The 22,207-nt window shown below is 41.7% G+C and carries 15 protein-coding genes, 4 tRNA genes and 4 rRNA genes; 17 read left to right on the top strand and 6 right to left on the bottom strand.

From position 1 onward, the window contains the following. Window positions 1–24 precede the first annotated feature (24 nt). Window positions 25–1,500 (bottom strand): molybdate ABC transporter ATP-binding protein ModF, encoded by a 1,476-nt coding sequence (gene modF / locus HV560_RS01965; RefSeq protein ID WP_176812037.1) that lies wholly within the window; start codon window positions 1,498–1,500, stop codon window positions 25–27. 18 nt (window positions 1,501–1,518) lie between these two features. Then, on the bottom strand, window positions 1,519–2,469 hold the full coding sequence (gene fmt / locus HV560_RS01960; RefSeq protein WP_176807758.1) for a methionyl-tRNA formyltransferase: 951 nt from the start codon (window positions 2,467–2,469) through the stop codon (window positions 1,519–1,521). Between the two features lie 112 nt (window positions 2,470–2,581). Here fmt and HV560_RS01955 point away from each other — a divergent pair, with 112 nt between their 5' ends. Genes HV560_RS01955 through hemG form a run of 3 tightly spaced genes read left to right on the top strand, consistent with a single transcriptional unit; the run spans window position 2,582 to window position 5,211 of the window. Beyond that, entirely contained in the window at window positions 2,582–3,193 is a 612-nt protein-coding gene (locus HV560_RS01955; RefSeq protein ID WP_176812036.1) for a YigZ family protein, read from the top strand. 3 nt (window positions 3,194–3,196) lie between these two features. Further along, entirely contained in the window at window positions 3,197–4,681 is a 1,485-nt protein-coding gene (locus tag HV560_RS01950; RefSeq protein ID WP_176809483.1) for a TrkH family potassium uptake protein, read from the top strand. Continuing rightward, window positions 4,681–5,211: a menaquinone-dependent protoporphyrinogen IX dehydrogenase gene (hemG, locus tag HV560_RS01945; protein WP_176812035.1), complete on the top strand. Its 531-nt coding sequence runs from the start codon at window positions 4,681–4,683 to the stop codon at window positions 5,209–5,211. Before HV560_RS01950 ends, hemG begins: the two co-directional genes overlap by 1 nt. 135 nt (window positions 5,212–5,346) lie before the next feature. On the opposite strand, the gene rpsT is transcribed toward hemG, so the two are convergent. Beyond that, the gene (gene rpsT, locus HV560_RS01940) at window positions 5,347–5,610 is read right to left on the bottom strand and encodes a 30S ribosomal protein S20 (protein WP_159628755.1); all 264 of its coding nucleotides are present in this window, start codon (window positions 5,608–5,610) and stop codon (window positions 5,347–5,349) included. 261 nt (window positions 5,611–5,871) lie between these two features. Between rpsT and murJ the strand changes: the two genes are divergently transcribed. Then, entirely contained in the window at window positions 5,872–7,449 is a 1,578-nt protein-coding gene (murJ, locus tag HV560_RS01935) for a murein biosynthesis integral membrane protein MurJ (protein WP_176812034.1), read from the top strand. After that, entirely contained in the window at window positions 7,450–7,911 is a 462-nt protein-coding gene (locus HV560_RS01930) for a methyltransferase family protein (RefSeq protein ID WP_176812033.1), read from the top strand. Between the two features lie 77 nt (window positions 7,912–7,988). Here HV560_RS01930 and HV560_RS01925 read toward each other — a convergent pair whose 3' ends face one another. Both HV560_RS01925 and epmA read right to left on the bottom strand, forming a co-directional pair. Continuing rightward, window positions 7,989–10,004, bottom strand: a complete 2,016-nt coding sequence (locus HV560_RS01925) for a BCCT family transporter (protein WP_159628752.1) — start codon at window positions 10,002–10,004, stop codon at window positions 7,989–7,991. A gap of 221 nt (window positions 10,005–10,225) precedes the next feature. Continuing rightward, the gene (gene epmA, locus HV560_RS01920; protein ID WP_176807751.1) at window positions 10,226–11,209 is read right to left on the bottom strand and encodes an elongation factor P--(R)-beta-lysine ligase; all 984 of its coding nucleotides are present in this window, start codon (window positions 11,207–11,209) and stop codon (window positions 10,226–10,228) included. A gap of 333 nt (window positions 11,210–11,542) precedes the next feature. On the opposite strand from epmA, the gene frdA reads away from it, so the two are divergent. From frdA to HV560_RS01860, 12 genes are all read left to right on the top strand, one after another. Continuing rightward, window positions 11,543–13,345: a fumarate reductase (quinol) flavoprotein subunit gene (gene frdA / locus HV560_RS01915; protein WP_176812032.1), complete on the top strand. Its 1,803-nt coding sequence runs from the start codon at window positions 11,543–11,545 to the stop codon at window positions 13,343–13,345. A gap of 15 nt (window positions 13,346–13,360) precedes the next feature. After that, window positions 13,361–14,092, top strand: coding sequence for a succinate dehydrogenase/fumarate reductase iron-sulfur subunit (locus HV560_RS01910; protein ID WP_159628749.1), 732 nt, complete (start codon window positions 13,361–13,363; stop codon window positions 14,090–14,092). A 9-nt stretch (window positions 14,093–14,101) separates the two neighbouring features. Beyond that, on the top strand, window positions 14,102–14,494 hold the full coding sequence (gene frdC / locus HV560_RS01905; protein WP_176809486.1) for a fumarate reductase subunit FrdC: 393 nt from the start codon (window positions 14,102–14,104) through the stop codon (window positions 14,492–14,494). 12 nt (window positions 14,495–14,506) lie between these two features. Further along, the gene (gene frdD, locus HV560_RS01900) at window positions 14,507–14,854 is read left to right on the top strand and encodes a fumarate reductase subunit FrdD (protein WP_159628747.1); all 348 of its coding nucleotides are present in this window, start codon (window positions 14,507–14,509) and stop codon (window positions 14,852–14,854) included. Window positions 14,855–15,306: 452 nt separating this feature from the next. Next, window positions 15,307–16,847, top strand: a 16S ribosomal RNA gene (locus tag HV560_RS01895). A 106-nt stretch (window positions 16,848–16,953) separates the two neighbouring features. Beyond that, a tRNA-Ile gene (locus HV560_RS01890) sits at window positions 16,954–17,030 on the top strand. Between the two features lie 79 nt (window positions 17,031–17,109). After that, a tRNA-Ala gene (locus tag HV560_RS01885) sits at window positions 17,110–17,185 on the top strand. Window positions 17,186–17,506: 321 nt separating this feature from the next. Further along, window positions 17,507–20,407: ribosomal RNA gene (locus HV560_RS01880) — 23S ribosomal RNA — on the top strand. 126 nt (window positions 20,408–20,533) lie between these two features. Continuing rightward, window positions 20,534–20,649: ribosomal RNA gene (rrf, locus tag HV560_RS01875) — 5S ribosomal RNA — on the top strand. Between the two features lie 59 nt (window positions 20,650–20,708). After that, window positions 20,709–20,824: ribosomal RNA gene (gene rrf, locus HV560_RS01870) — 5S ribosomal RNA — on the top strand. Together the 16S, 23S and 5S rRNA genes with 4 tRNA genes alongside form the textbook arrangement of a ribosomal RNA operon. A 10-nt stretch (window positions 20,825–20,834) precedes the next feature. Beyond that, window positions 20,835–20,911, top strand: a tRNA-Asp gene (locus HV560_RS01865). A 60-nt stretch (window positions 20,912–20,971) separates the two neighbouring features. Further along, a tRNA-Trp gene (locus tag HV560_RS01860) sits at window positions 20,972–21,047 on the top strand. Window positions 21,048–21,302: 255 nt separating this feature from the next. Here HV560_RS01860 and prmA read toward each other — a convergent pair. Beyond that, window positions 21,303–22,187 (bottom strand): 50S ribosomal protein L11 methyltransferase, encoded by an 885-nt coding sequence (gene prmA / locus HV560_RS01855; protein WP_176807749.1) that lies wholly within the window; start codon window positions 22,185–22,187, stop codon window positions 21,303–21,305. Window positions 22,188–22,207: the final 20 nt, after the last annotated feature.

Raw genomic sequence — 22,207 nt, 5'->3', positions numbered from 1 at the left:
AAAGAGCAAGAGAAGAACATTCATTTATACTTTTAGCTCTGTTTGCTGATACTCATACCCAAATTCGTTCGTTTTCCCTTTCGGCACAAATTCAAACAAATGCGTAATGCAATTTGGTGCGTCGCTGTCTTGGTGAGAAACAAAGAGTAACTGAGTTTGGCTATTGGTAACCAATTGTTCGATAAAGTGTTTGACTAATTTACGATTTACGCCGTCTAAGCCTTGTAATGGTTCATCTAAAATTAATATCGGTGGGTGTTTTACCATTGCCCTTGTGATTAGCAGTAAGCGTTGTTGCCCCCAAGAAAGTGAGCGAAATGGTTTTTTGGCAAATGCGGCTAGGTTTAATCGTTCTAACCATTCCACTGCTTTTAATTGCTGGGCATTTGGTACTTGTTGATAAACGCCAATACTGTCAAAAAAGCCAGAGAGAATGACATCAATTGCCGAGCAGTTTACTCGATAATCCATATGTAATTGGCTGCTTACATAACCGATGTTTTTCTTAATATCCCAGATGGTCTCGCCACTACCACGTTGGCGGCCAAATAATCGTACTTTGTTTGCATAAGATTGTGGGTGATCGCCTGTGATAATGGAAAGCAAGGTCGATTTCCCTGCCCCATTTGGACCTTTAATCCACCAATGTTGTTTAGGTTGAACCGTCCAAGTCAGGTTATCAAGAATTTTCTTCTCGCCATATTGGATATTCACATTTTCCAGCTCAAATGGATTGGTGTTTTCGGGCAGTGCAACAAGCGGAGAGGCACTTTCGGGCAGGGGTACATTGACATTATCTTCTGCAAATTTTAGCTGAGAATAGACCGCTTGTTGTTCTATTTCTGCTCGCTTTCCTTGCAAAATGAGCGATAAGTTATCCAATACCGCAATATGATCAGCGGCATCGGGTATATCATTGAAACGATTCACAATGAGCACTAATGCCATTTTAGTTTGAAGTTTAGAAACTAATTGCGTCCAATATTGAACTGATTGTTGATCTAAGCCTTCAAAGGGTTCGTCTAAAATGAGTAAATCCGGCTCGTTTACTAACATTTGACAGAACAACACTTTGCGGCTTTCCCCAGTGGAAAGATGAATAAAAGGCTGTTCCAACAAATGCTGAATATGCAATTTTTCTGCGTATTCCTCACATAAGGCGGTTTTGTTGCTGCCGTTTAAAATTACTTGGCGTGCGGTTAAACCGAAATCATCGGGGGAGATAGTATCGTTGTTACGATCTTTGAAAATTTGCTCAATCATTTTTTGCTGCTGTTCAAACGAAAGCAGTTGAATATTTCGGAAGCTGTTGTCATATTTCCCTGCATAAAGAGAGAGCTTACGTTGCAGAGCAAGTGAAAAAGCCGTTTTGCCCGAGCCGTTTCCGCCCACTATCACCCAAAATGTATTTGGCTGAATAGTGAGTTCATCAATCGTTAGTTTTTGATGTTTAGCAAGCGAAAACTGAGCATCTTTAATGGTTAAATGGGGTGAGTGCATTGTTATTTTTCTCTGAAATTAAAGTTGTTTGCCTACTTTAAACCAATCTGCTCGACCATTTAAGAAATCTTGCACCGATATCGGTTTCTTTCCAGCTGGTTGCAGTTGGGTAATATTTAACACGCCTTTTTGAGTGGCAATTTGAATTCCTGTTTTATCTACATTCAAGATTGTGCCAGCGGTTTTATTTTGATGGGGTAGTACGGCTGCTTGATGTACTTTAATGCTTTGTTCAACGCCATTAACGTCTAGGGTTAAAAAACTCATCGGCCACGGATTAAAGGCACGAATGTTTCGTTCTAGCTGTGTAGCAGATAACGTCCAATCTAATTTTGCTTCTTCTTTAGATAATTTTTCCGCATAGTTAGATTGGCTTTCATCTTGTTTTTCTGCCTGGAACGTTTGACTCTCTAAGCTATTTAATACTTCCACTAACGCAGAGGGAGCAAGTTCTGCCAGTTTGGTGTAAAGTGAGGCGGAGGTTTCATTTGCCTCAATTGGCGTGGTGACTTTGTGTAGCATATCACCCGTGTCTAGGCCTACATCCATCTGCATAATGGTTATACCCGTTTCATTATCACCAGCCCAAATGGCACGTTGAATCGGAGCAGCCCCACGCCAGCGTGGTAGTAGTGAGCCGTGAACATTTAAGCAGCCATATTTAGGTGCATTCAGGATCGCTTCAGGTAAGATCAAGCCATAAGCAACCACTACCATTACATCAGCATTTAAGGCTTTAAGTTCTGCCTGTGCTTCAGGAGTACGCAGAGATTTTGGTTGATAAACAGGAATATTGTGAGCTTCCGCCAGTTGTTTTACAGGGCTTGCTTGCAATTTTTTACCACGTCCAGCGGGTTTATCGGGTTGGGTGTAAACTGCAATCACATTGTGTTCGCAATCCAATAAAGCGTGTAAATGTTGAGCCGCAAAATCGGGTGTACCAGCAAAAATAATATTGAGTTTTGACATAGTGTTATTTGTTTACGTTATCAATGAAAAGGCTATTAAACCACTAAACAGCACAAATAAAAAGTAGCTTGAATGTGGTATCATTACAAGGTTAAACAAAAGAGAGCTAGCAATGGAATTTTTTATCCCAAAGGCAGATGCCATTTTTGAAGAAGAGATCAAAAAAAGCCGTTTTATTACCTATCTCCGCCATACTGAAGGAATGGATCAGGCAAAGGCGTTTTGGCAAGAGCTAAAAATGCAGCATCCACACGCTCGTCATTGGTGTTGGGCAACGGTTGCTGGTACGCCGAATGATTCTCAGCAGTACGGTTTTTCTGATGATGGAGAGCCTTCTGGCACAGCAGGTAAGCCGATGCTTAATTACTTATTAGGTTCGGGCTTAGGTGAAATTACGGCGGTGGTGGTGCGATATTATGGCGGTATTCAGCTTGGTACAGGTGGGTTGGTAAAGGCCTATGGAAACGGTGTACAACAAGCATTATTGCAGCTAGAGCGAATGTGCAAAGTTTTGCGAAAAAACTACCGCTTGCAGTGTGAATATGAGCAGTTTAATACGATTTCACATTTAATTAGTGGACGAGATATTAACATTATCGAGCAACACTTTGAGGAAAAAGTGCATTTGTTGCTTGCCTTCAACCCGAAAGAATTTGAGCCGTTTTCTGATGAGCTAACCCAACGTTTTTCGGGAAAACTGACTTTAATTAAAGAAGATATCTAATTTATGCAATTTTTTTCCATTATTCGTATTGTCGGCATTTTAGTGATGTGCTTTTCCTTCACAATGCTTGTGCCAGCAATAGTTGCCTTGATTTATGGTGATGGCGGCGGGCGAGCCTTTTTAGAAGCTTTTGTGTTGAATTTTGTAGTGGGTACGCTACTTTGGTGGCTGTGTCGCCATAATAAAAATGAGCTACGCTCCCGAGAAGGCTTTTTAATTGTAGTCTTGTTCTGGGTGGTGCTAGGATTACTGGGGGCTGTGCCTTTTATTATTTTAGAAACCCCCGATCTCAATATGGCGGAATCGATTTTTGAATCTTTTTCTGGCTTAACTACCACTGGGGCAACGGTGATTACAGGGTTAGATAGTCTCCCGAAAGCGATTTTATTCTATCGCCAATTATTACAATGGCTTGGTGGAATGGGGATAATTGTTTTAGCAGTGGCAATTATCCCATTACTGGGTATTGGGGGAATGCAGCTTTATCGTGCAGAAATGCCTGGTCCGCTCAAAGAGCAAAAAATGCGACCTCGTATTGCAGAAACGGCGAAAGCGTTGTGGATGATTTATTTCAGTTTAACCTTATTATGTGCTTTTGCTTTTTGGCTAGCAGGAATGAGTGCTTTTGATGCGATCTCACATAGTTTCTCAACGGTTTCGATTGGCGGATTTTCTACTTACGATGCGAGTATTGGCCATTTCAATAATTCTACAATCAACTATATTACCGTCTTTTTTCTGTTACTTTCTGCTTGTAACTTTGCCTTACACTTTGCTGTAATTGACCGCTTACGTGACAAGCAATCCAGAAAAAGAGGCGGTATCCTAAGTCGCCTTTACTGGGGTGATTATGAGTTTCGTTTCTTCTTAATGGTTCAATTAGGGCTGTTTTTGATTTGTACGATAGTGTTGATGGCGTATAGTTACTTTAATAATACTTCAGTAACCATTATACAAGCATTATTTCAATCGGTTTCAATTTCTACCACTGCAGGTTTTACTACTCACGATTTTAGCCAGTGGTCTTCTTTCTTACCAACTTTATTGGTGTTATCTTCTTTCATTGGTGGCTGTGCAGGCTCAACAGGTGGTGGTTTGAAAGTAATCCGTGTATTATTACTCTATTTACAAAGTAAGCGGGAAATCCACCGTTATATCCATCCTAACGTAATTCAGCCTATTAAATTCGGCAAACATGTTCTATCTGAGCGAGTTGTTGATGGCATTTGGGCGTTTTTCTCAGCTTATTTCTTTGTGTTTGTGATTTGTTGGTTAGGCTCTATTGCCTGTGGAATGGAAACTTTCGATGCTTTAAATGCGGTAATCGCAACACTAAACAACTTAGGACCAGCATTAGGCAATGTGAGCAGCAACTTTACTCAGGTGCCTGATAGTGCAAAATTGGTACTCACTTTTGCGATGGTATGTGGGCGCTTAGAAGTATTTACGTTGCTAGTGATTTTAAGCCCTGTATTTTGGAAAGACTAATGAAAACCTTAATTCTCTATTTTACGACCGATGGTCAAACGAAAAAGATTGCTGAGCGACTAGCGGATGTGATCACACACGAAGTGGAGCTGATCTCCCTTAAGGATCAAGCGGTCGATTTTGCCCAAAAAATGGCAAATGTTGATCAAGTTGTGATTGGTGCCTCCATTCGTTATGGACATTTTAGTCCGTTGGTTTATCAATTTATCGAACAGCATTATGCTATGTTAAATGAAAAGAAAACGGCATTTTATGGCGTAAATCTGACCGCTCGCAAAGCAAATCGTAACACACCTACCACTAATACTTATATACGTAACTTTTTGGCTAAAGTGAAATGGCAACCAAACTATGTTGAAGTGATTGCTGGGGCGTTGTTCTACCCACGCTATCGTTTCATTGACCGTATGATGATTCGCTTTATTATGAAAGTAACTAAAGGCGAAACAGACGTCAGTAAAGAGTATGAATATACGAATTGGCAACAGGTGGAAGAGTTTGGCAAAAAATTAAGCGATCAGTTAATTTAAGCACAAGCTCAATCGAACCCATTTAGCGGGTTTATAAAAAGCTATTTTGGCGAAATTTAAACGAACTTTTGGGGCTATTCAGAAAATGAAAAAACTGACTATTGCTAGTCAGTTTTTTCTATCTTTTATTCGATATTACGCTAATTTTTTGATTTGCGCGCTCAATTTAGATTTGTGGTTAGCGGCTTTGTTAGCGTGGATTAAGCCTTTAGACGCCATACGGTCTACGACTTTTTGCATTTCAACGAAAGCAGCTTGAGCCACTGCTTTATCGCCTGCTGCTACTGCTGCGTATACTTTTTTAATGAATGTACGCATCATTGAGCGTTGGCTTGCATTGTGTTGGCGGCGTTTTTCAGATTGAACCGCACGTTTTTTTGCTGACTTGATATTAGCCAAGGTCAAACTCCTAAAATATCTGTGTAAAAATTAGATATAAACCGTTTGGGTTTATATTTGCCTATCGATAGTTTTTAATTCATTTTCAACGAGACACGTGCTTGAAAATAACACCGTTTTTCTGATAGAAAACGATAGGGCAAGATTTTAACAGTTTTTTTCTGATTTTCCTATAACAAACTGCTAAAATTGCGATCGATTTTTAGAATCAAGCGGCAAGCGGTCTGATTTTTCAATAATTTTACCAATATCTTCTTTATTATGAGCAAGAAACTTTTAAGATCAGGAATGATCGTAAGCGGAATGACCTTGATCTCACGTGTGTTGGGGTTAATTCGCGATATTGTGGTAGCCACCATTTTGGGTACAGGCGTAAGTGCAGATATTTTCTTGTTTGCCAACCGTATTCCTAATTTTCTCCGTCGTTTGTTTGCTGAAGGTGCCTTTTCGAAAGCTTTTGTGCCAGTGTTGGCAGAATATAATGCGGATAACGATTTGGGTAAAACCAGAGAATTCATCGCCAAAGTATCGGGTACATTGGGAGGATTAGTAACTATTGTTACCCTTGTAGCAATGATGGCCTCTCCTGTGGTTGCAGCCTTGTTTGGCACCGGCTGGTTTTTAGATTGGCTTGATGATGGACCTAATGCAGAAAAATTTACCCAAGCCTCGTTTTTGTTGAAAATCACCTTCCCTTATTTGTGGTTTATTAGTTTTGTGGCATTGTCGGGTGCGGTACTGAATACTATTGGGAAATTTGGTGTTATGGCATTTTCGCCTGTGTTGCTGAATGTGGCGATTATTGGCGTAGCGTTACTCGGAAGAGATTATTTTGAGTCGCCTGACATTGCCCTTGCTTGGGGCGTGTTTTTAGGCGGTTTGTTGCAATTTTTATTTCAAATTCCCTTTATGAAAAAGGAAGGATTGCTGGTTAAACCAAAGTGGGCGTGGAAAGATGAGGGTGTTACCAAAGTGCGTAAATTAATGATTCCAGCCTTATTTGGGGTTTCAGTTACACAATTAAATTTATTACTCAACCAAGTGATAGCTTCATTTTTGATTACAGGTTCAATTAGCTGGATGTATTACGCAGACCGCTTAATTGAGTTTCCGCTTGGTTTATTTGGTATTGCGATTTCAACGGTTGTGTTGCCTAGCCTTTCTCGTATTGCAAAAAATAAAGAGATAACTGAATTACAACGTAGTGAAAACTTTCAAAATACAATCGACTGGGGAGTGCGAATGGTGTTGTTGTTTGGCATTCCAGCTATGATCGGAATGGTGGTTCTAGCACAGCCGATTATTATGACGATGTTTATGCGAGGTAAATTTGGATTTGAAGATGTGCTGGCAACCTCTTATCCACTCTATGTAATGTGCTTAGGCTTAAATAGCTATATGTTGATTAGCGTGTTAGCAAATGGCTTCTATGCTAACCAAAATACGAAAACACCAGTAAAAGTAGGCATTATTGCGGCTATCAGTAATATCTTTTTTGGGTTGGCGTTTGCTCCGTTTTGGGGTTATATCGGATTGGCATTAGCATCTGCTTGTTCTGCTCTGGTGAATATCAGCTTACTGTATTTCCACTTATCAAAAAGTGGTTACTACCAAGTAAGCCGCCAGACGATGATTTTTGTCTTAAAACTTTTGATCGCGGCTTGTGTAATGGGCTCATTGGTTGGTTATTTTACGCCAGAGATTAAGCTTTGGTCATTAATGACTATATGGCAGAAAATATATTGGCTAGTTTGGTTGATGATTTTAGCTGCAGGCAGTTATTTTGCGGCAATTATCGCGTTAGGTATTCGTAAAAAAGAGTTTAAGGCTGCTGAATAAATGTTTAAATTGAAAATACCGCCACCACTTTTATTTCTTCTCTGTACGGCATTAATGTTGTTAATTAAGCGATTTTTACCTGCCTATTTGCCAGATTATCGACATATTGTGATATTAATCTTGGGCACTTTCATCATAATTATGGCGGTAATAATTGCAGTATTAGCAGTTATTACGATACGAAAAGCAAAGACGACAATGAGCCCCTTTCTGCTACAAAATACGACCCAAATGGTTACTTGGGGAATTTACAGCAAAAGCCGAAACCCAATGTATCTTTCATTACTTTTAGGTTTAATTGCTTGGGCGATATGGCTTGGTTCAATTTGGGTATGGTTTGTTTTGCCTCTATTTATCTGGCTGATAACCTATTTTCAAATTAAACCAGAGGAACAAATCCTCACCCAAAAATTTGGGCAGCGTTATTTAGATTATTCAAGGCAAGTCAGGCGTTGGTGGTAAAATACAAGCGGTTAGATTTTATGAGAAATTTGCAAAATTTTCCAAAAATCTAACCGCTTGTTTATACTGCTTGATGCTTAGTCTAAATGATTTACATCGGCAGTCATTAAGTTGTGTGAGTTATCCATTGCTAAATTGATAAAGCGTTCGTACTGTTGTAGTACATCAGCAATTAACTCTTCTTTCGTCATATATTGCACGTCATAACCTTCTCGACCATCTAGGAAGTAAGTGATAGGTTCATAAATCGTGTTTTCTTCAATATTCGGTAAATTTTCATCACCAACAACTAAGTCAGACAATTGACGAGGAACACTCTCAATACCATAGATGAAATTGCGTAAATTCTCTTTTATTACTTCAAACTCTAACTTAGGGTTTGTATCGTTAGTAAAATTCATTTTTGCAGTTAAACCATAGCTTTCAAACTCTTCAATTAACTCAAGGAATGCTGGTCTAGCAACTTTAATAAAGAAGTGGCGAACATCTTGCTGTTTGCTTGGATTGACGATTTTCTCCAGGCGTTGTTTCCAATCTTTACCTGCCCAATGTTGGCTACCTTGAGAGAATTTTTTGTTGAAATATTGATGATCGACCATTAAGCCTTTCCATAGTCCGAAACATAAGATTAGCATAATAAAGGTAAATGGCAGAGCGATAATCAACGTCATTGTTTGAAGAGATGATAATCCACCTGAATAAAGTAGCGATAATGCCAATACAGCCAATATTACACCCCAAAGTATTGTTTGCCATTTTGGTGCGTTTTCATCGCCTTGTGAGGCAATGCTATTAAGCACAAAAATACCTGAGTCTGCCGAAGTGACAAAGAAAATTGAGATGACTAAAACCGCAATGAAAGACGCGATGCTCCCAAATGGTAATTGCTCAAAGAACGTAAAGAGTAATTGTTCTGTATTTGCACTAACTGCCGCTAATGCCCCAGTGGTTTGTTGATCGAACCAAATGGCTGAGCCACCAAAGCTAGTCATCCATAAAATATTAAAGAGTGATGGAACGAACAATACACCTAAAATAAATTCACGAACAGTTCTACCTTTTGAGATTTTTGCGATGAATAAGCCGACAAATGGTGCCCAAGAAGCCCACCATGCCCAGTAGAGAACTGTCCAGCCACTTAACCACCCTTGGTGTTCAGGCTCGTAAGCAAAGGTACGGAAGCTGAGCTCTAATAATGAGCTAAAATAATAACCTAAGTTCTCAGTGAAGCTTGAGAAAAGGAATAGCGTTGGACCAGTTATAATCACAAACAGGAGCAGTAACCCAGCCAGGATTAGGTTAATTTCACTTAAGATTTTAACACCTTTGCCAACCCCTGAGATCGCAGAAAATACCGCTAATACCATTGCAACTGTTACCATCACTGCAAGCACGACAAAACCACTATTTTGAATTAACCCTAAGCTATTAAAGCCTGCGCTCACTTGCATTACCCCAAAACCGAGTGTCGTAGTTAAGCCGAAAATGGTACTACAAAGGGCCATAACATCAATAACATGTCCCCAAAAGCCCGAGATTCGATGTTTTAATAGTGGATAAAATCCAGAACGAACGGTGAGAGATAATTTATATCTAAAACCAAAATAAGCTAATGCTAAAGCAATCACACCATAAATTGCCCAAGCATGAATCCCCCAGTGATAGAAGGTGGTAATCATCGCTTCTTTCATCCGCTCTGATTCAGTTAAATTTTCTTGAACAGGTTTTAGGTAATGTAGAATTGGTTCAGCAACGCCGAAGTACATTAATCCGATACCCATACCAGCAGCAAATAACATAGCAATCCAAGAGCTGAAAGAAAATTCAGGTTCATCAGTATCTGCACCTAATTTAATATCACCTAATCGGCTAAATGAAAGGAATATCAGAAAAAGAAAAAAGATGGAGCCAGCAAAAATATAGAACCAACTAAAGTTTTGAAAAAGGATATTTTTGATCGCATCAAGCGAGGTTTGCGCAGTTTGAGGAAATACAATACAGAACACCGCAACAAAGCCTACAAAAAGTACGCTAGGAAGGAAAATCGGTGCTTTAAAGGTACTTCCTGCTTGTAATTTTTTTATTAAATTCAATGGTATTTACCTCTGTCGTTTATTATTTGGAAGCCCAAATATAGCAAAAAGTTATAAAAATAACAAATTATTATAAGAATTCGCATAAGCCTCTTCTTCTAGTTAGTATGAACTAGATGTAAAAAATCGTAAAAATTGACCGCTTGTATGCTTATGGCATTTCACAGCAATACAAGCGGTTGATTTTTCCTAAAAAATGACAATTCGAGACGTGATCACGATTATGCTTTTTCGATACCAAAAGAGATAACATCTTCAATTCTTTCGGCATTCATCGCAAGCATTAATAGCCTATCCACTCCAAGTGCTACCCCCGAACAGTTTGGAAAACCTGCTTTGAGTGCAGCTAGGAAACGAATATCTAGTTGTTGTGGCTCAAGCCCTATTTTTTCTCGTTGTAAGTTATCTTGCTCAAAGCGGTGAATTTGTTCACTGGCATCATCTAATTCGTGGAAGCCGTTACAGAGTTCTAAGCCTTTGTAATAAAATTCAAAACGTTCAGCAACACGGTGATCTTCCGAGCTTATTTGTGCTAATGCGGCTTGGGTGGATGGGAAATGATAAACGGCAGTGGGTCTCTCTTGCCCGATATTGGGTTCTACCATTTCACTGAATAAAAATTGCAATAAGGTGTCACGGCTTTCATCCTCTTCACATTGCAAACCTTGTTTTCTGGCTTTTTCAACTAATTGAGCTTTAGTGGCGGAAAGCGGATCCAATCCAATATGGGTTTGGAATATAAACTGGTAGCTAAACGATTCTGCAGGCTCGCAATCTAAAATTTGCTGTAGTAAATCATCTACTTCATTGATTAGGCGATACATATCAAAATGCGGACGATACCATTCCAACATAGTAAATTCGGGGTTGTGGTGTTTACCGGATTCTTCATTTCTAAACACTTTGCAAATTTGGAAAATAGGTCCGCTACCGGCAGCAAGTAAACGTTTCATATGATATTCAGGGCTAGTCATCAAATGGAGTGTTTTCGCCTCGCTGCTAAACGGTGATAAAAATTGTGTACTGAACGTAGAAAGATGTACATCAGTCACCGAGAACTCACTTAAAATTGGGGTTTCTACTTCTAAAATACCACGATCGGTAAGAAATTTACGTAATTCCGCTATGATTTTTGAGCGTTGGATTAGATGAGGGATTGAAGCTGTTGGCTGCCAATCAATGTTGTCGAGTTGTAAATTATTCATAAAAAATGACCGCTTGAAAATGTGTGGTTATTTTAGCCTAAAAAAGAGTTTAGCCCTAGTCACTCAATCAAAGAAAAATTAAAAGTGTTTTTAACTTTTTTGTAACAGATTACATTTTCTGGTTGTTAGCTATTGAAAATTTTCTCTTCGTTATTTTCTTATTACGAGCCATTCTCAATACCTTTGCTATGCTTTATTCTCTTTTTTGAGGTAGATCACAAAATTACACTTTTTATGTTACAAATTTGTAAAAACAGGTTATCTGATTGATTAAATAGTGGCACAATAGGGCTACTTTTAATGAACAAGTTTACTTAACTTTCGGAGTGCATTATGCAAAGTGTTAATTTTGATGTGGCGATTATCGGTGCTGGTGGCGGTGGCTTACGTGCGGCTATTGCTGCGGCGGAGGCAAATCCAAACCTGAAAATTGCTTTAATTTCAAAAGTTTACCCAATGCGTAGCCATACAGTAGCGGCAGAAGGGGGATCGGCTGCGGTAATTAAAGAGACCGATTCTTATGACAATCACTTTAATGACACTGTAGGCGGTGGCGACTGGTTGTGTGAACAAGATGTTGTAGAATATTTTGTTGAGCATTCTCCAATTGAAATGACGCAGCTAGAGCGTTGGGGGTGTCCTTGGAGTCGTCGTGAAGATGGTGAAGTAAACGTTCGTCGCTTCGGTGGAATGAAAATTGAGCGTACTTGGTTTGCAGCAGATAAAACAGGTTTCCACATTTTACATACTTTATTCCAAACGTCGATTAAATATCCAAATATCGTGCGTTTTGATGAGCATTTCGTATTAGATATTTTAACAGACAATGGTGAAGCTCGTGGTTGTGTGGCGATGAATATGATGGAAGGCACATTTGTTCAAATCAATGCAAACGCAGTGGTTATTGCAACGGGCGGTGGTTGCCGTGCTTATCGTTTTAATACTAACGGTGGTATTGTAACAGGTGATGGTTTATCAATGGCGTATCGTCATGGTGTGGCTCTGCGTGATATGGAGTTTGTTCAATATCACCCAACAGGCTTACCAAATACAGGAATTTTAATGACAGAAGGTTGTCGTGGTGAAGGCGGTATCTTAGTGAACAAAGATGGCTACCGTTATTTGCAAGATTATGGTTTAGGGCCTGAAACACCAATTGGTAAACCCGAAAACAAATATATGGAATTAGGTCCACGTGATAAAGTTTCTCAAGCATTTTGGCAAGAGTGGCGTAAAGGTAATACCTTAAAAACCGCAAAAGGAGTAGATGTTGTTCATTTAGATTTACGTCATTTAGGCGAAAAATACTTACTTGAGCGTTTACCATTTATTTGTGAATTAGCGAAAGCATACGAAGGGGTTGATCCTGCTAAAGCGCCTATTCCTGTTCGTCCTGTGGTTCATTACACAATGGGCGGTATTGAAGTGGATATGAATGCAGAAACTTCAATTAAAGGCTTATTTGCTGTGGGCGAATGTGCATCATCAGGCTTACACGGTGCAAATCGTTTAGGTTCTAACTCATTAGCGGAATTAGTCGTATTCGGTAAAGTAGCTGGTGAAAATGCGGCTCGTCGTGCGTTAGATCTGACTTCTCGCATTCAGCCACAAATTGATGCACAAGCACAAGATGTATTAGCTCGCTTATATGCCTTAGCGAACCAAGAAGGTAATGAATCTTGGTCTGATATTCGTAACCAAATGGGCGATGCAATGGAAGAAGGCTGTGGTATCTACCGTACACAAGAAAGTATGGAGGGGGCGGTGAATAAAATCCAAGAGTTAAAAGAGCGTTATAAAAATATCAGCGTGAAAGATAAATCAAGCGTTTTTAACACCGATTTACTCTACAAAATTGAGTTAGGCTTTATCTTAGATGTGGCTCAATCTATTGCTTGTTCTGCGGTGGAACGTAAAGAATCTCGTGGTGCACACCAACGTTTAGATTATATTGAGCGTGATGATGTAAACTACTTGAAACATACCCAAGCATTTTATAATACAGATGGTGTACCAACCATCAAATATAGTGATGTGAAAATTACGAAATCACAGCCACAAAAACGTGTGTATGGTGCAGAAGCAGAGGCACAAGAAAAAGCGAAAAAAGCAGCAGAAGCTCAGATGAAACAATAAAGAAGGAGCGAGAAAATGGTAAATTTAGAGAAAATGACCATCGAAGTACTACGCTATAACCCCGAAGCAGATAGCGAACCACATTTGGATAGATATGAAGTGCCTTATGACAGCCAAACCTCACTATTAGATGCACTTGGTTTTATCAAAGATGAATTAGAGCCAGAGCTTTCATATCGCTGGTCTTGCCGTATGGCGATCTGTGGGTCTTGCGGTATGATGGTAAATGGCAAACCGAAATTGGCGTGTAAGACATTTTTACGCGATTACAGTGGATTTATGCGAATTGAACCGCTCGCTAATTTCCCGATTGAGCGTGACTTAGTGGTTGATTTAAGCCATTTTATGGATAGTCTCGAAGCAATTAAGCCATATATTATTGATAATAAAGCACCACAAGGGCAACGTACTAAACAAACTCCTTCACAATTAGAAAAATATCGCCAGTTCTCAATGTGTATTAACTGTGGCTTATGTTATGCAGCTTGCCCTCAATTTGGTTTAAATCCTGAGTTTATTGGTCCAGCAGCAATTACATTGGCTCATCGCTATAACCTTGATAACCGTGATAACGGTCGTGAAGAGCGAATGAAATTGCTCAGCAGCAAAAATGGGGTGTGGAGTTGTACTTTCGTAGGCTACTGCTCAGAAGTTTGTCCGAAACACGTCGGACCCGCCTCAGCAGTGAACCAAGGCAAACTAGAAAGTGCGAAAGATTATGTTATCTCAATGATTAAACCGAGATAGGAGGAAGAAATGTCAGCGACAAAACGTAGACCTTATGTTCGAGGAATGAAAGCAAGTTGGTGGAAAAAACTCGATTTCTACAAAATGTATATGGTACGCGAAGCGACCTGTCTTCCAACAGTTTGGTTTTGCATCGTTTTATTTTATGGAGCCGTTGCATTAAGCAAAGGCACATTTGCAACTGATTTTGTAGATTTCTTACAAAACCCACTTGTGGTGATGTTAAATATTATCTCCCTTGCGGCAATGCTTTACCACGCGGCTACACTTTATGTAATGACACCTGAAGTGATGTCAGTGATAGTAAAAGGCAAACGCTTGCCCGCTTCTGTAGGAAGAAATATTCTTTGGGCAGCCACAGCGGCTATTAGCTTAATTGCATTAATCCTAGTTTATCTTTAAAAGGGGAATAAAATGAGTCTTGATCAAAATCCAAAACGTTCAAATGAACCACCTGTCTGGTTACTATTTAGTGCTGGCGGTATGATAAGTGCATTATTTTTCCCTGTGGTCATTTTTATTATTGGCTTATTGCTTCCATTTGGTTTAGTCTCGCCTGATAATATTATTGCATTTGCCCATACTTACATTGGAAAATTGACCATTATGATATTAGCGATTTTCCCAATGTGGGCAGGTATGCACCGTATCCATCACGGATTACACGATCTGAAAGTACATACTCCAGCGGGTAATGTGATATTCTACGGACTATCTATCTTATACACAATTCTCGTAATCATTGCAGTGGTCCAGATTTAATTTAGAAAAAGACCGCCTTAGACAAATGGGATAGCTTTCTTGATATCCTTACAAGCGGTCAAATTTATAGAGAAATTTGCAAATTGAATTTTGCTGATAAAACGATCGTTTTGTGCTAAAAATCTGCAGATAAGATCTTTTTTAAAACTTTTTGAAAAAAAACACTTGCGTTCGTATTATATTTCACTATAATGCACGGCACACAACGACGCGCTGTTGTGAATTATTTAGATGTTGATTACGGTGCGTCGTTTTGTTTTGTTCTTTAACAAATTATCAGACAATCTGTGTGGGCACTTGTTGATAGACTTGATTTAAAAAAATATTTTAAAACTTGAAGTCTTAATAGGTGCTTATAACTAGAAATTCATTATGTTTGATTTCTTGACTTAAGTTAAGTTTAGAAGTTGAAGTGAACTTTAGCTAAGCAGTTTATTGAGCGATTGAACTTTTAATTGAAGAGTTTGATCATGGCTCAGATTGAACGCTGGCGGCAGGCTTAACACATGCAAGTCGAACGGTAGCAGGTTAGTACTTGTACTAATGCTGACGAGTGGCGGACGGGTGAGTAATGCTTGGGAATCTGGCTTATGGAGGGGGATAACGACTGGAAACGGTCGCTAATACCGCGTAATCTCTAAGGAGGAAAGGGTGGGACTTTCGGGCCACCTGCCATAAGATGAGCCCAAGTGAGATTAGGTAGTTGGTGAGGTAATGGCTCACCAAGCCGTCGATCTCTAGCTGGTCTGAGAGGATGACCAGCCACACTGGAACTGAGACACGGTCCAGACTCCTACGGGAGGCAGCAGTGGGGAATATTGCACAATGGGGGGAACCCTGATGCAGCCATGCCGCGTGAATGAAGAAGGCCTTCGGGTTGTAAAGTTCTTTCGGTCGCGAGGAAGGCGTTGATTTTAATAGAATCGGCGATTGACGTTAACGACAGAAGAAGCACCGGCTAACTCCGTGCCAGCAGCCGCGGTAATACGGGGGGTGCAAGCGTTAATCGGAATAACTGGGCGTAAAGGGCACGCAGGCGGACTTTTAAGTGAGATGTGAAAGCCCCGGGCTTAACCTGGGAATTGCATTTCAGACTGGGGGTCTAGAGTACTTTAGGGAGGGGTAGAATTCCACGTGTAGCGGTGAAATGCGTAGAGATGTGGAGGAATACCGAAGGCGAAGGCAGCCCCTTGGGAATGTACTGACGCTCATGTGCGAAAGCGTGGGGAGCAAACAGGATTAGATACCCTGGTAGTCCACGCTGTAAACGCTGTCGATTTGGGGATTGGGCTTTAAGCTTGGTGCCCGTAGCTAACGTGATAAATCGACCGCCTGGGGAGTACGGCCGCAAGGTTAAAACTCAAATGAATTGACGGGGGCCCGCACAAGCGGTGGAGCATGTGGTTTAATTCGATGCAACGCGAAGAACCTTACCTACTCTTGACATCCAGAGAATCCTGTAGAGATATGGGAGTGCCTTCGGGAGCTCTGAGACAGGTGCTGCATGGCTGTCGTCAGCTCGTGTTGTGAAATGTTGGGTTAAGTCCCGCAACGAGCGCAACCCTTATCCTTTGTTGCCAGCACGTTATGGTGGGAACTCAAAGGAGACTGCCGGTGATAAACCGGAGGAAGGTGGGGATGACGTCAAGTCATCATGGCCCTTACGAGTAGGGCTACACACGTGCTACAATGGCGTATACAGAGGGCGGCGAGCCAGCGATGGTGAGCGAATCTCACAAAGTACGTCTAAGTCCGGATTGGAGTCTGCAACTCGACTCCATGAAGTCGGAATCGCTAGTAATCGCAAATCAGAATGTTGCGGTGAATACGTTCCCGGGCCTTGTACACACCGCCCGTCACACCATGGGAGTGGGTTGTACCAGAAGTAGATAGCTTAACCTTCGGGGGGGCGTTTACCACGGTATGATTCATGACTGGGGTGAAGTCGTAACAAGGTAACCGTAGGGGAACCTGCGGTTGGATCACCTCCTTACCAAAAAAATCAAGTGCGAGGCTAGGCGAGAGTTTAGCGTCGCGACGACAGCAAGTGTTCACACAGATTGTTTGATAGAAAGTAGAATAAACAGAAACATCCTTTTGGGTCTGTAGCTCAGGTGGTTAGAGCGCACCCCTGATAAGGGTGAGGTCGGTGGTTCAAGTCCACTCAGACCCACCACTCAATGACGTGAGTAAGCGAAAGCGAAAGCACAGAATGTGAGTGAAAACTAAAAGGAAGTGGTAAGTCAATGATGTCTGGGGATATAGCTCAGCTGGGAGAGCGCCTGCCTTGCACGCAGGAGGTCAGCGGTTCGATCCCGCTTATCTCCACCAAGCATCGTGAGTCGTCATACCTAAGGTAGCAAGCGGTTGAATTTGAGCAAAGATTTGCAATATTCAATAAAAAAGAGACCGCTTGTTAATTTAGGTATGATGAGAGTCGAAAGACATTATCATCGTTGTTCTTTAAAAATTTAGAAACAAGCTGAAAAACTGAGAGATTTTCGAAAGAAAGTCTGAGTATGTAATAAAATCTTAGCTGAACAAAAGCAGCTAAGTGTTTAGTTTAAAACAGACTTTAAATGTGTTGTTATGTTGTTTTTTCTTTCCTTTGATTGAATTGAAATACAAAAACAAAAACATTTGAGGTTGTATAGTTAAGTGACTAAGCGCACAAGGTGGATGCCTTGGCAATCAGAGGCGATGAAGGACGTGCTAATCTGCGAAAAGCTTGGATGAGTCGATAAGAGGCGTTTAATCCAAGATGTCCGAATGGGGAAACCCAGTAGATGAAGAATCTACTATCACTTGCTGAATACATAGGCAAGTGAAGCAAACCGGGAGAACTGAAACATCTAAGTACCCCGAGGAAAAGAAATCAACCGAGATTTCGTTAGTAGCGGCGAGCGAACGCGAAAGAGCCAGTGAGTAATAGCGGATTTATTAGAGGAATGAGCTGGGAAGCTCAATCATAGAGGGTGATAATCCCGTACTCGAAAATATTTCCGTGGTACTAAGCTCACAACAAGTAGGGCGGGACACGTGATATCCTGTTTGAAGATGGGGGGACCATCCTCCAAGGCTAAATACTCCTGATTGACCGATAGTGAACCAGTACTGTGAAGGAAAGGCGAAAAGAACCCCGGCGAGGGGAGTGAAATAGAACCTGAAACCTTGTGCGTACAAGCAGTGGGAGCAGATTTATTCTGTGACTGCGTACCTTTTGTATAATGGGTCAGCGACTTATATTTTGTAGCAAGGTTAACTGAATAAGGGAGCCGTAGGGAAACCGAGTCTTAACTGGGCGTATAGTTGCAAGGTATAGACCCGAAACCCGGTGATCTAGCCATGGGCAGGTTGAAGGTTGGGTAACACTAACTGGAGGACCGAACCGACTAATGTTGAAAAATTAGCGGATGACTTGTGGCTGGGGGTGAAAGGCCAATCAAACCGGGAGATAGCTGGTTCTCCCCGAAATCTATTTAGGTAGAGCCTTATGTGAATACCTTCGGGGGTAGAGCACTGTTTCGGCTAGGGGTCCATCCCGGATTACCAACCCGATGCAAACTGCGAATACCGAAGAGTAATGCATAGGAGACACACGGTGGGTGCTAACGTTCATCGTGGAGAGGGAAACAACCCAGACCGCCAGCTAAGGTCCCCAAGTACTAGTTAAGTGGGAAACGAAGTGGGAAGGCTTAGACAGCTAGGATGTTGGCTTAGAAGCAGCCATCATTTAAAGAAAGCGTAATAGCTCACTAGTCGAGTCGGCCTGCGCGGAAGATGTAACGGGGCTAAAACTAGTCACCGAAGCTGCGGCATCAATGGAAACATTGTTGGGTAGGGGAGCGTTCTGTAAGCGGAAGAAGGTGAGTCGAGAGGCTTGCTGGACGTATCAGAAGTGCGAATGCTGACATAAGTAACGATAAAACGAGTGAAAAACTCGTTCGCCGGAAGACCAAGGGTTCCTGTCCAACGTTAATCGGGGCAGGGTGAGTCGGCCCCTAAGGCGAGGCTGAAAAGCGTAGTCGATGGGAAACGGGTTAATATTCCCGTACTTGGTGTAATTGCGATGTGGGGACGGAGAAGGTTAGGTTATCAGGGTGTTGGATTACCCTGTTTAAGCAGGTAGTTGGGAAGATTAGGCAAATCCGGTCTTCTATTAACAACGAGAAGTGATGACGAGACTCTACGGAGTTGAAGTAACCGATACCACGCTTCCAGGAAAAGCCACTAAGCGTCAGATTACACTAAACCGTACTATAAACCGACACAGGTGGTCAGGTAGAGAATACTCAGGCGCTTGAGAGAACTCGGGTGAAGGAACTAGGCAAAATAGCACCGTAACTTCGGGAGAAGGTGCGCCGGCGTAGATTGTAATCCCTCGCGGATGAAGGTTGAACCGGTCGAAGATACCAGCTGGCTGCAACTGTTTATTAAAAACACAGCACTCTGCAAACACGAAAGTGGACGTATAGGGTGTGATGCCTGCCCGGTGCTGGAAGGTTAATTGATGGTGTTATCGAAAGAGAAGCTCCTGATCGAAGCCCCAGTAAACGGCGGCCGTAACTATAACGGTCCTAAGGTAGCGAAATTCCTTGTCGGGTAAGTTCCGACCTGCACGAATGGCATAATGATGGCCAGGCTGTCTCCACCCGAGACTCAGTGAAATTGAAATCGCCGTGAAGATGCGGTGTACCCGCGGCTAGACGGAAAGACCCCGTGAACCTTTACTATAGCTTGACACTGAACATTGAATTTTGATGTGTAGGATAGGTGGGAGCCTTTGAAGATGACACGCTAGTGTTGTTGGAGGCGTCCTTGAAATACCACCCTTTAACGTTTGATGTTCTAACGAAGTACTCGGAACGAGTACTCGGACAGTGTCTGGTGGGTAGTTTGACTGGGGCGGTCTCCTCCCAAAGAGTAACGGAGGAGCACGAAGGTTTGCTAATGACGGTCGGACATCGTCAGGTTAGTGCAATGGTAGAAGCAAGCTTAACTGCGAGACAGACAAGTCGAGCAGGTGCGAAAGCAGGTCATAGTGATCCGGTGGTTCTGAATGGAAGGGCCATCGCTCAACGGATAAAAGGTACTCCGGGGATAACAGGCTGATACCGCCCAAGAGTTCATATCGACGGCGGTGTTTGGCACCTCGATGTCGGCTCATCACATCCTGGGGCTGAAGTAGGTCCCAAGGGTATGGCTGTTCGCCATTTAAAGTGGTACGCGAGCTGGGTTTAGAACGTCGTGAGACAGTTCGGTCCCTATCTGCCGTGGGCGTTGGAGAATTGGTTGGGGCTGCTCCTAGTACGAGAGGACCGGAGTGGACGCACCGCTGGTGTTTCGGTTGTGTCGCCAGACGCATTGCCGAGTAGCTACGTGCGGAAGAGATAAGTGCTGAAAGCATCTAAGCACGAAACTTGCCAAGAGATGAGTTCTCCCAGTCTATAAGACTGTAAGGGTTGTTGGAGACTACGACGTAGATAGGCACAATGTGTAAGCGTAGCGATACGTTGAGCTAATGTGTACTAATTGCCCGAGAGGCTTAACTATACAACGCTCAAGTGTTTTTGAGGACACGGAAGCGAGATAAACGAAGAAGAATACTTAAGTTGACAGCTTGTTTTTAGATTAGAGAACGAAAAGACAAAAGAGAAGACAGAAAATCAACAAGATTTTCCCGACGACAATAGTGCTGTGGTTCTACCTGATTCCATACCGAACTCAGAAGTAAAACGCAGTGACGCCGATGGTAGTGTGGTGATTCGCCATGTGAGAGTAGGGCATCGTCGGGATTTATTTCCTTAGTTTTTTTGATAAAGAGATAAGAGAATTAAGGAAATAACCGAATTTGATTGATAATCATAGTGCTGTGGCTCTACCTGACTCCATACCGAACTCAGAAGTAAAACGCAGTAACGCCGATGGTAGTGTGGTGATTCGCCATGTGAGAGTAGGGCATTATCAATTTAAGTATTGAGGAGCGGTAGTTCAGCTGGTTAGAATACCTGCCTGTCACGCAGGGGGTCGCGGGTTCGAGTCCCGTCCGTTCCGCCAATTTATATTAAGGGGCAAATAATTATTTAGCCCCTATAATCTTATAAAAGTAATACCAGTAGGGGCGTAGTTCAATTGGTAGAGCACCGGTCTCCAAAACCGGGTGTTGGGAGTTCGAGCCTCTCCGCCCCTGCCATTATTTAGAAAGCCGACTGAAATCATCAGTCGGCTTTTTCGTTTCTGCATTGTGCAAAAAATGGGTAATTTATACCGCTTGTTATCTTTATTTTTCAAATGCATTTCCTTTCGCTTGACAGAGAGAGGAAAACAATCCTAAAAACTATACTTTAAATGGAATAGAGAAAAACGGTTTCTATATGCCATCTTTAGATGGAAATAATGGCTTTGTATGTCGGATTTAGATGTTGAAGAAGAGTAAGCTCTTGTTATTTTACAATATTTTTCTACCCGTAATTCTACACCACTCTTCTTTTTCTACTACTGGGTCAAGGTTGACGTGACTAGAATAAGCCTCGCAAACGGATTCAGCTTGTGTAGAGAGAATGCCCGATAATCCTAAATTACCCTTTGATTTTACAAGGGTAATAATGTTAGGTGCAAGCTCTTTTAAAGGGCCAGCCAAAATATTTGCCACGACGACATCAGCTTGTAAATCTTTTGGCTGATCTTTGGCTAAAAAGAGCTGCAAGCGTTCTGAAACACCGTTTGCTTCCGCATTATTTTGGCTAGCTAAGATTGCCTGAGGGTCGATATCAATTCCGATTGCTTGTTTTGCACCGAGTTTAAGTGCAGCAATTGCTAAAATACCTGAGCCACAACCGAAGTCGATCACGGTTTTTCCTTCTAGATCTAAACCATCTAACCATTGTAAGCAAAGTGAGGTGGTTGGGTGTGTGCCAGTACCAAAGGCTAAACCAGGGTCGAGCATTACATTCACTGCATTTGGGTCTGGCACTTCACGCCAGCTTGGGCAAATCCATAAGCGTTTACCAAATTGCATTGGATGGAAATTATCCATCCACTCTCGTTCCCAATCCTTGTCTTCGATTTGCTCAATTTTATGGCTGAAATCAGGCGTAACCAGTGTGCTGATAATTAACGCTTCCACTATCGCTTTCATATCAGTTTCTGCATCGAATAAGCCGACTACATCAGTATTACCCCATAAGCGAGTTTCCCCTGGGAGCGGTTCAAAAATCGGTGTGTCTTGGCTGTCCATAAAAGTGACAGACACTGCCCCAATCTCTGTTAAAAAATCGCTGATTTCCTCAGCTTGTTTGTTTGTGCTGTTTAAACGAATTTGTACCCAAGCCATTTTATTTCCTTTTATTGGTA

The sequence above is a fragment of the Mannheimia pernigra genome, assembly GCF_013377995.1.
GTDB classification, from domain to species: Bacteria; Pseudomonadota; Gammaproteobacteria; order Enterobacterales; family Pasteurellaceae; genus Mannheimia; species Mannheimia pernigra.
The sequence above is the reverse complement of the archived record's forward strand: the minus strand, read 5'-3'. Positions and strand labels throughout refer to the sequence as shown.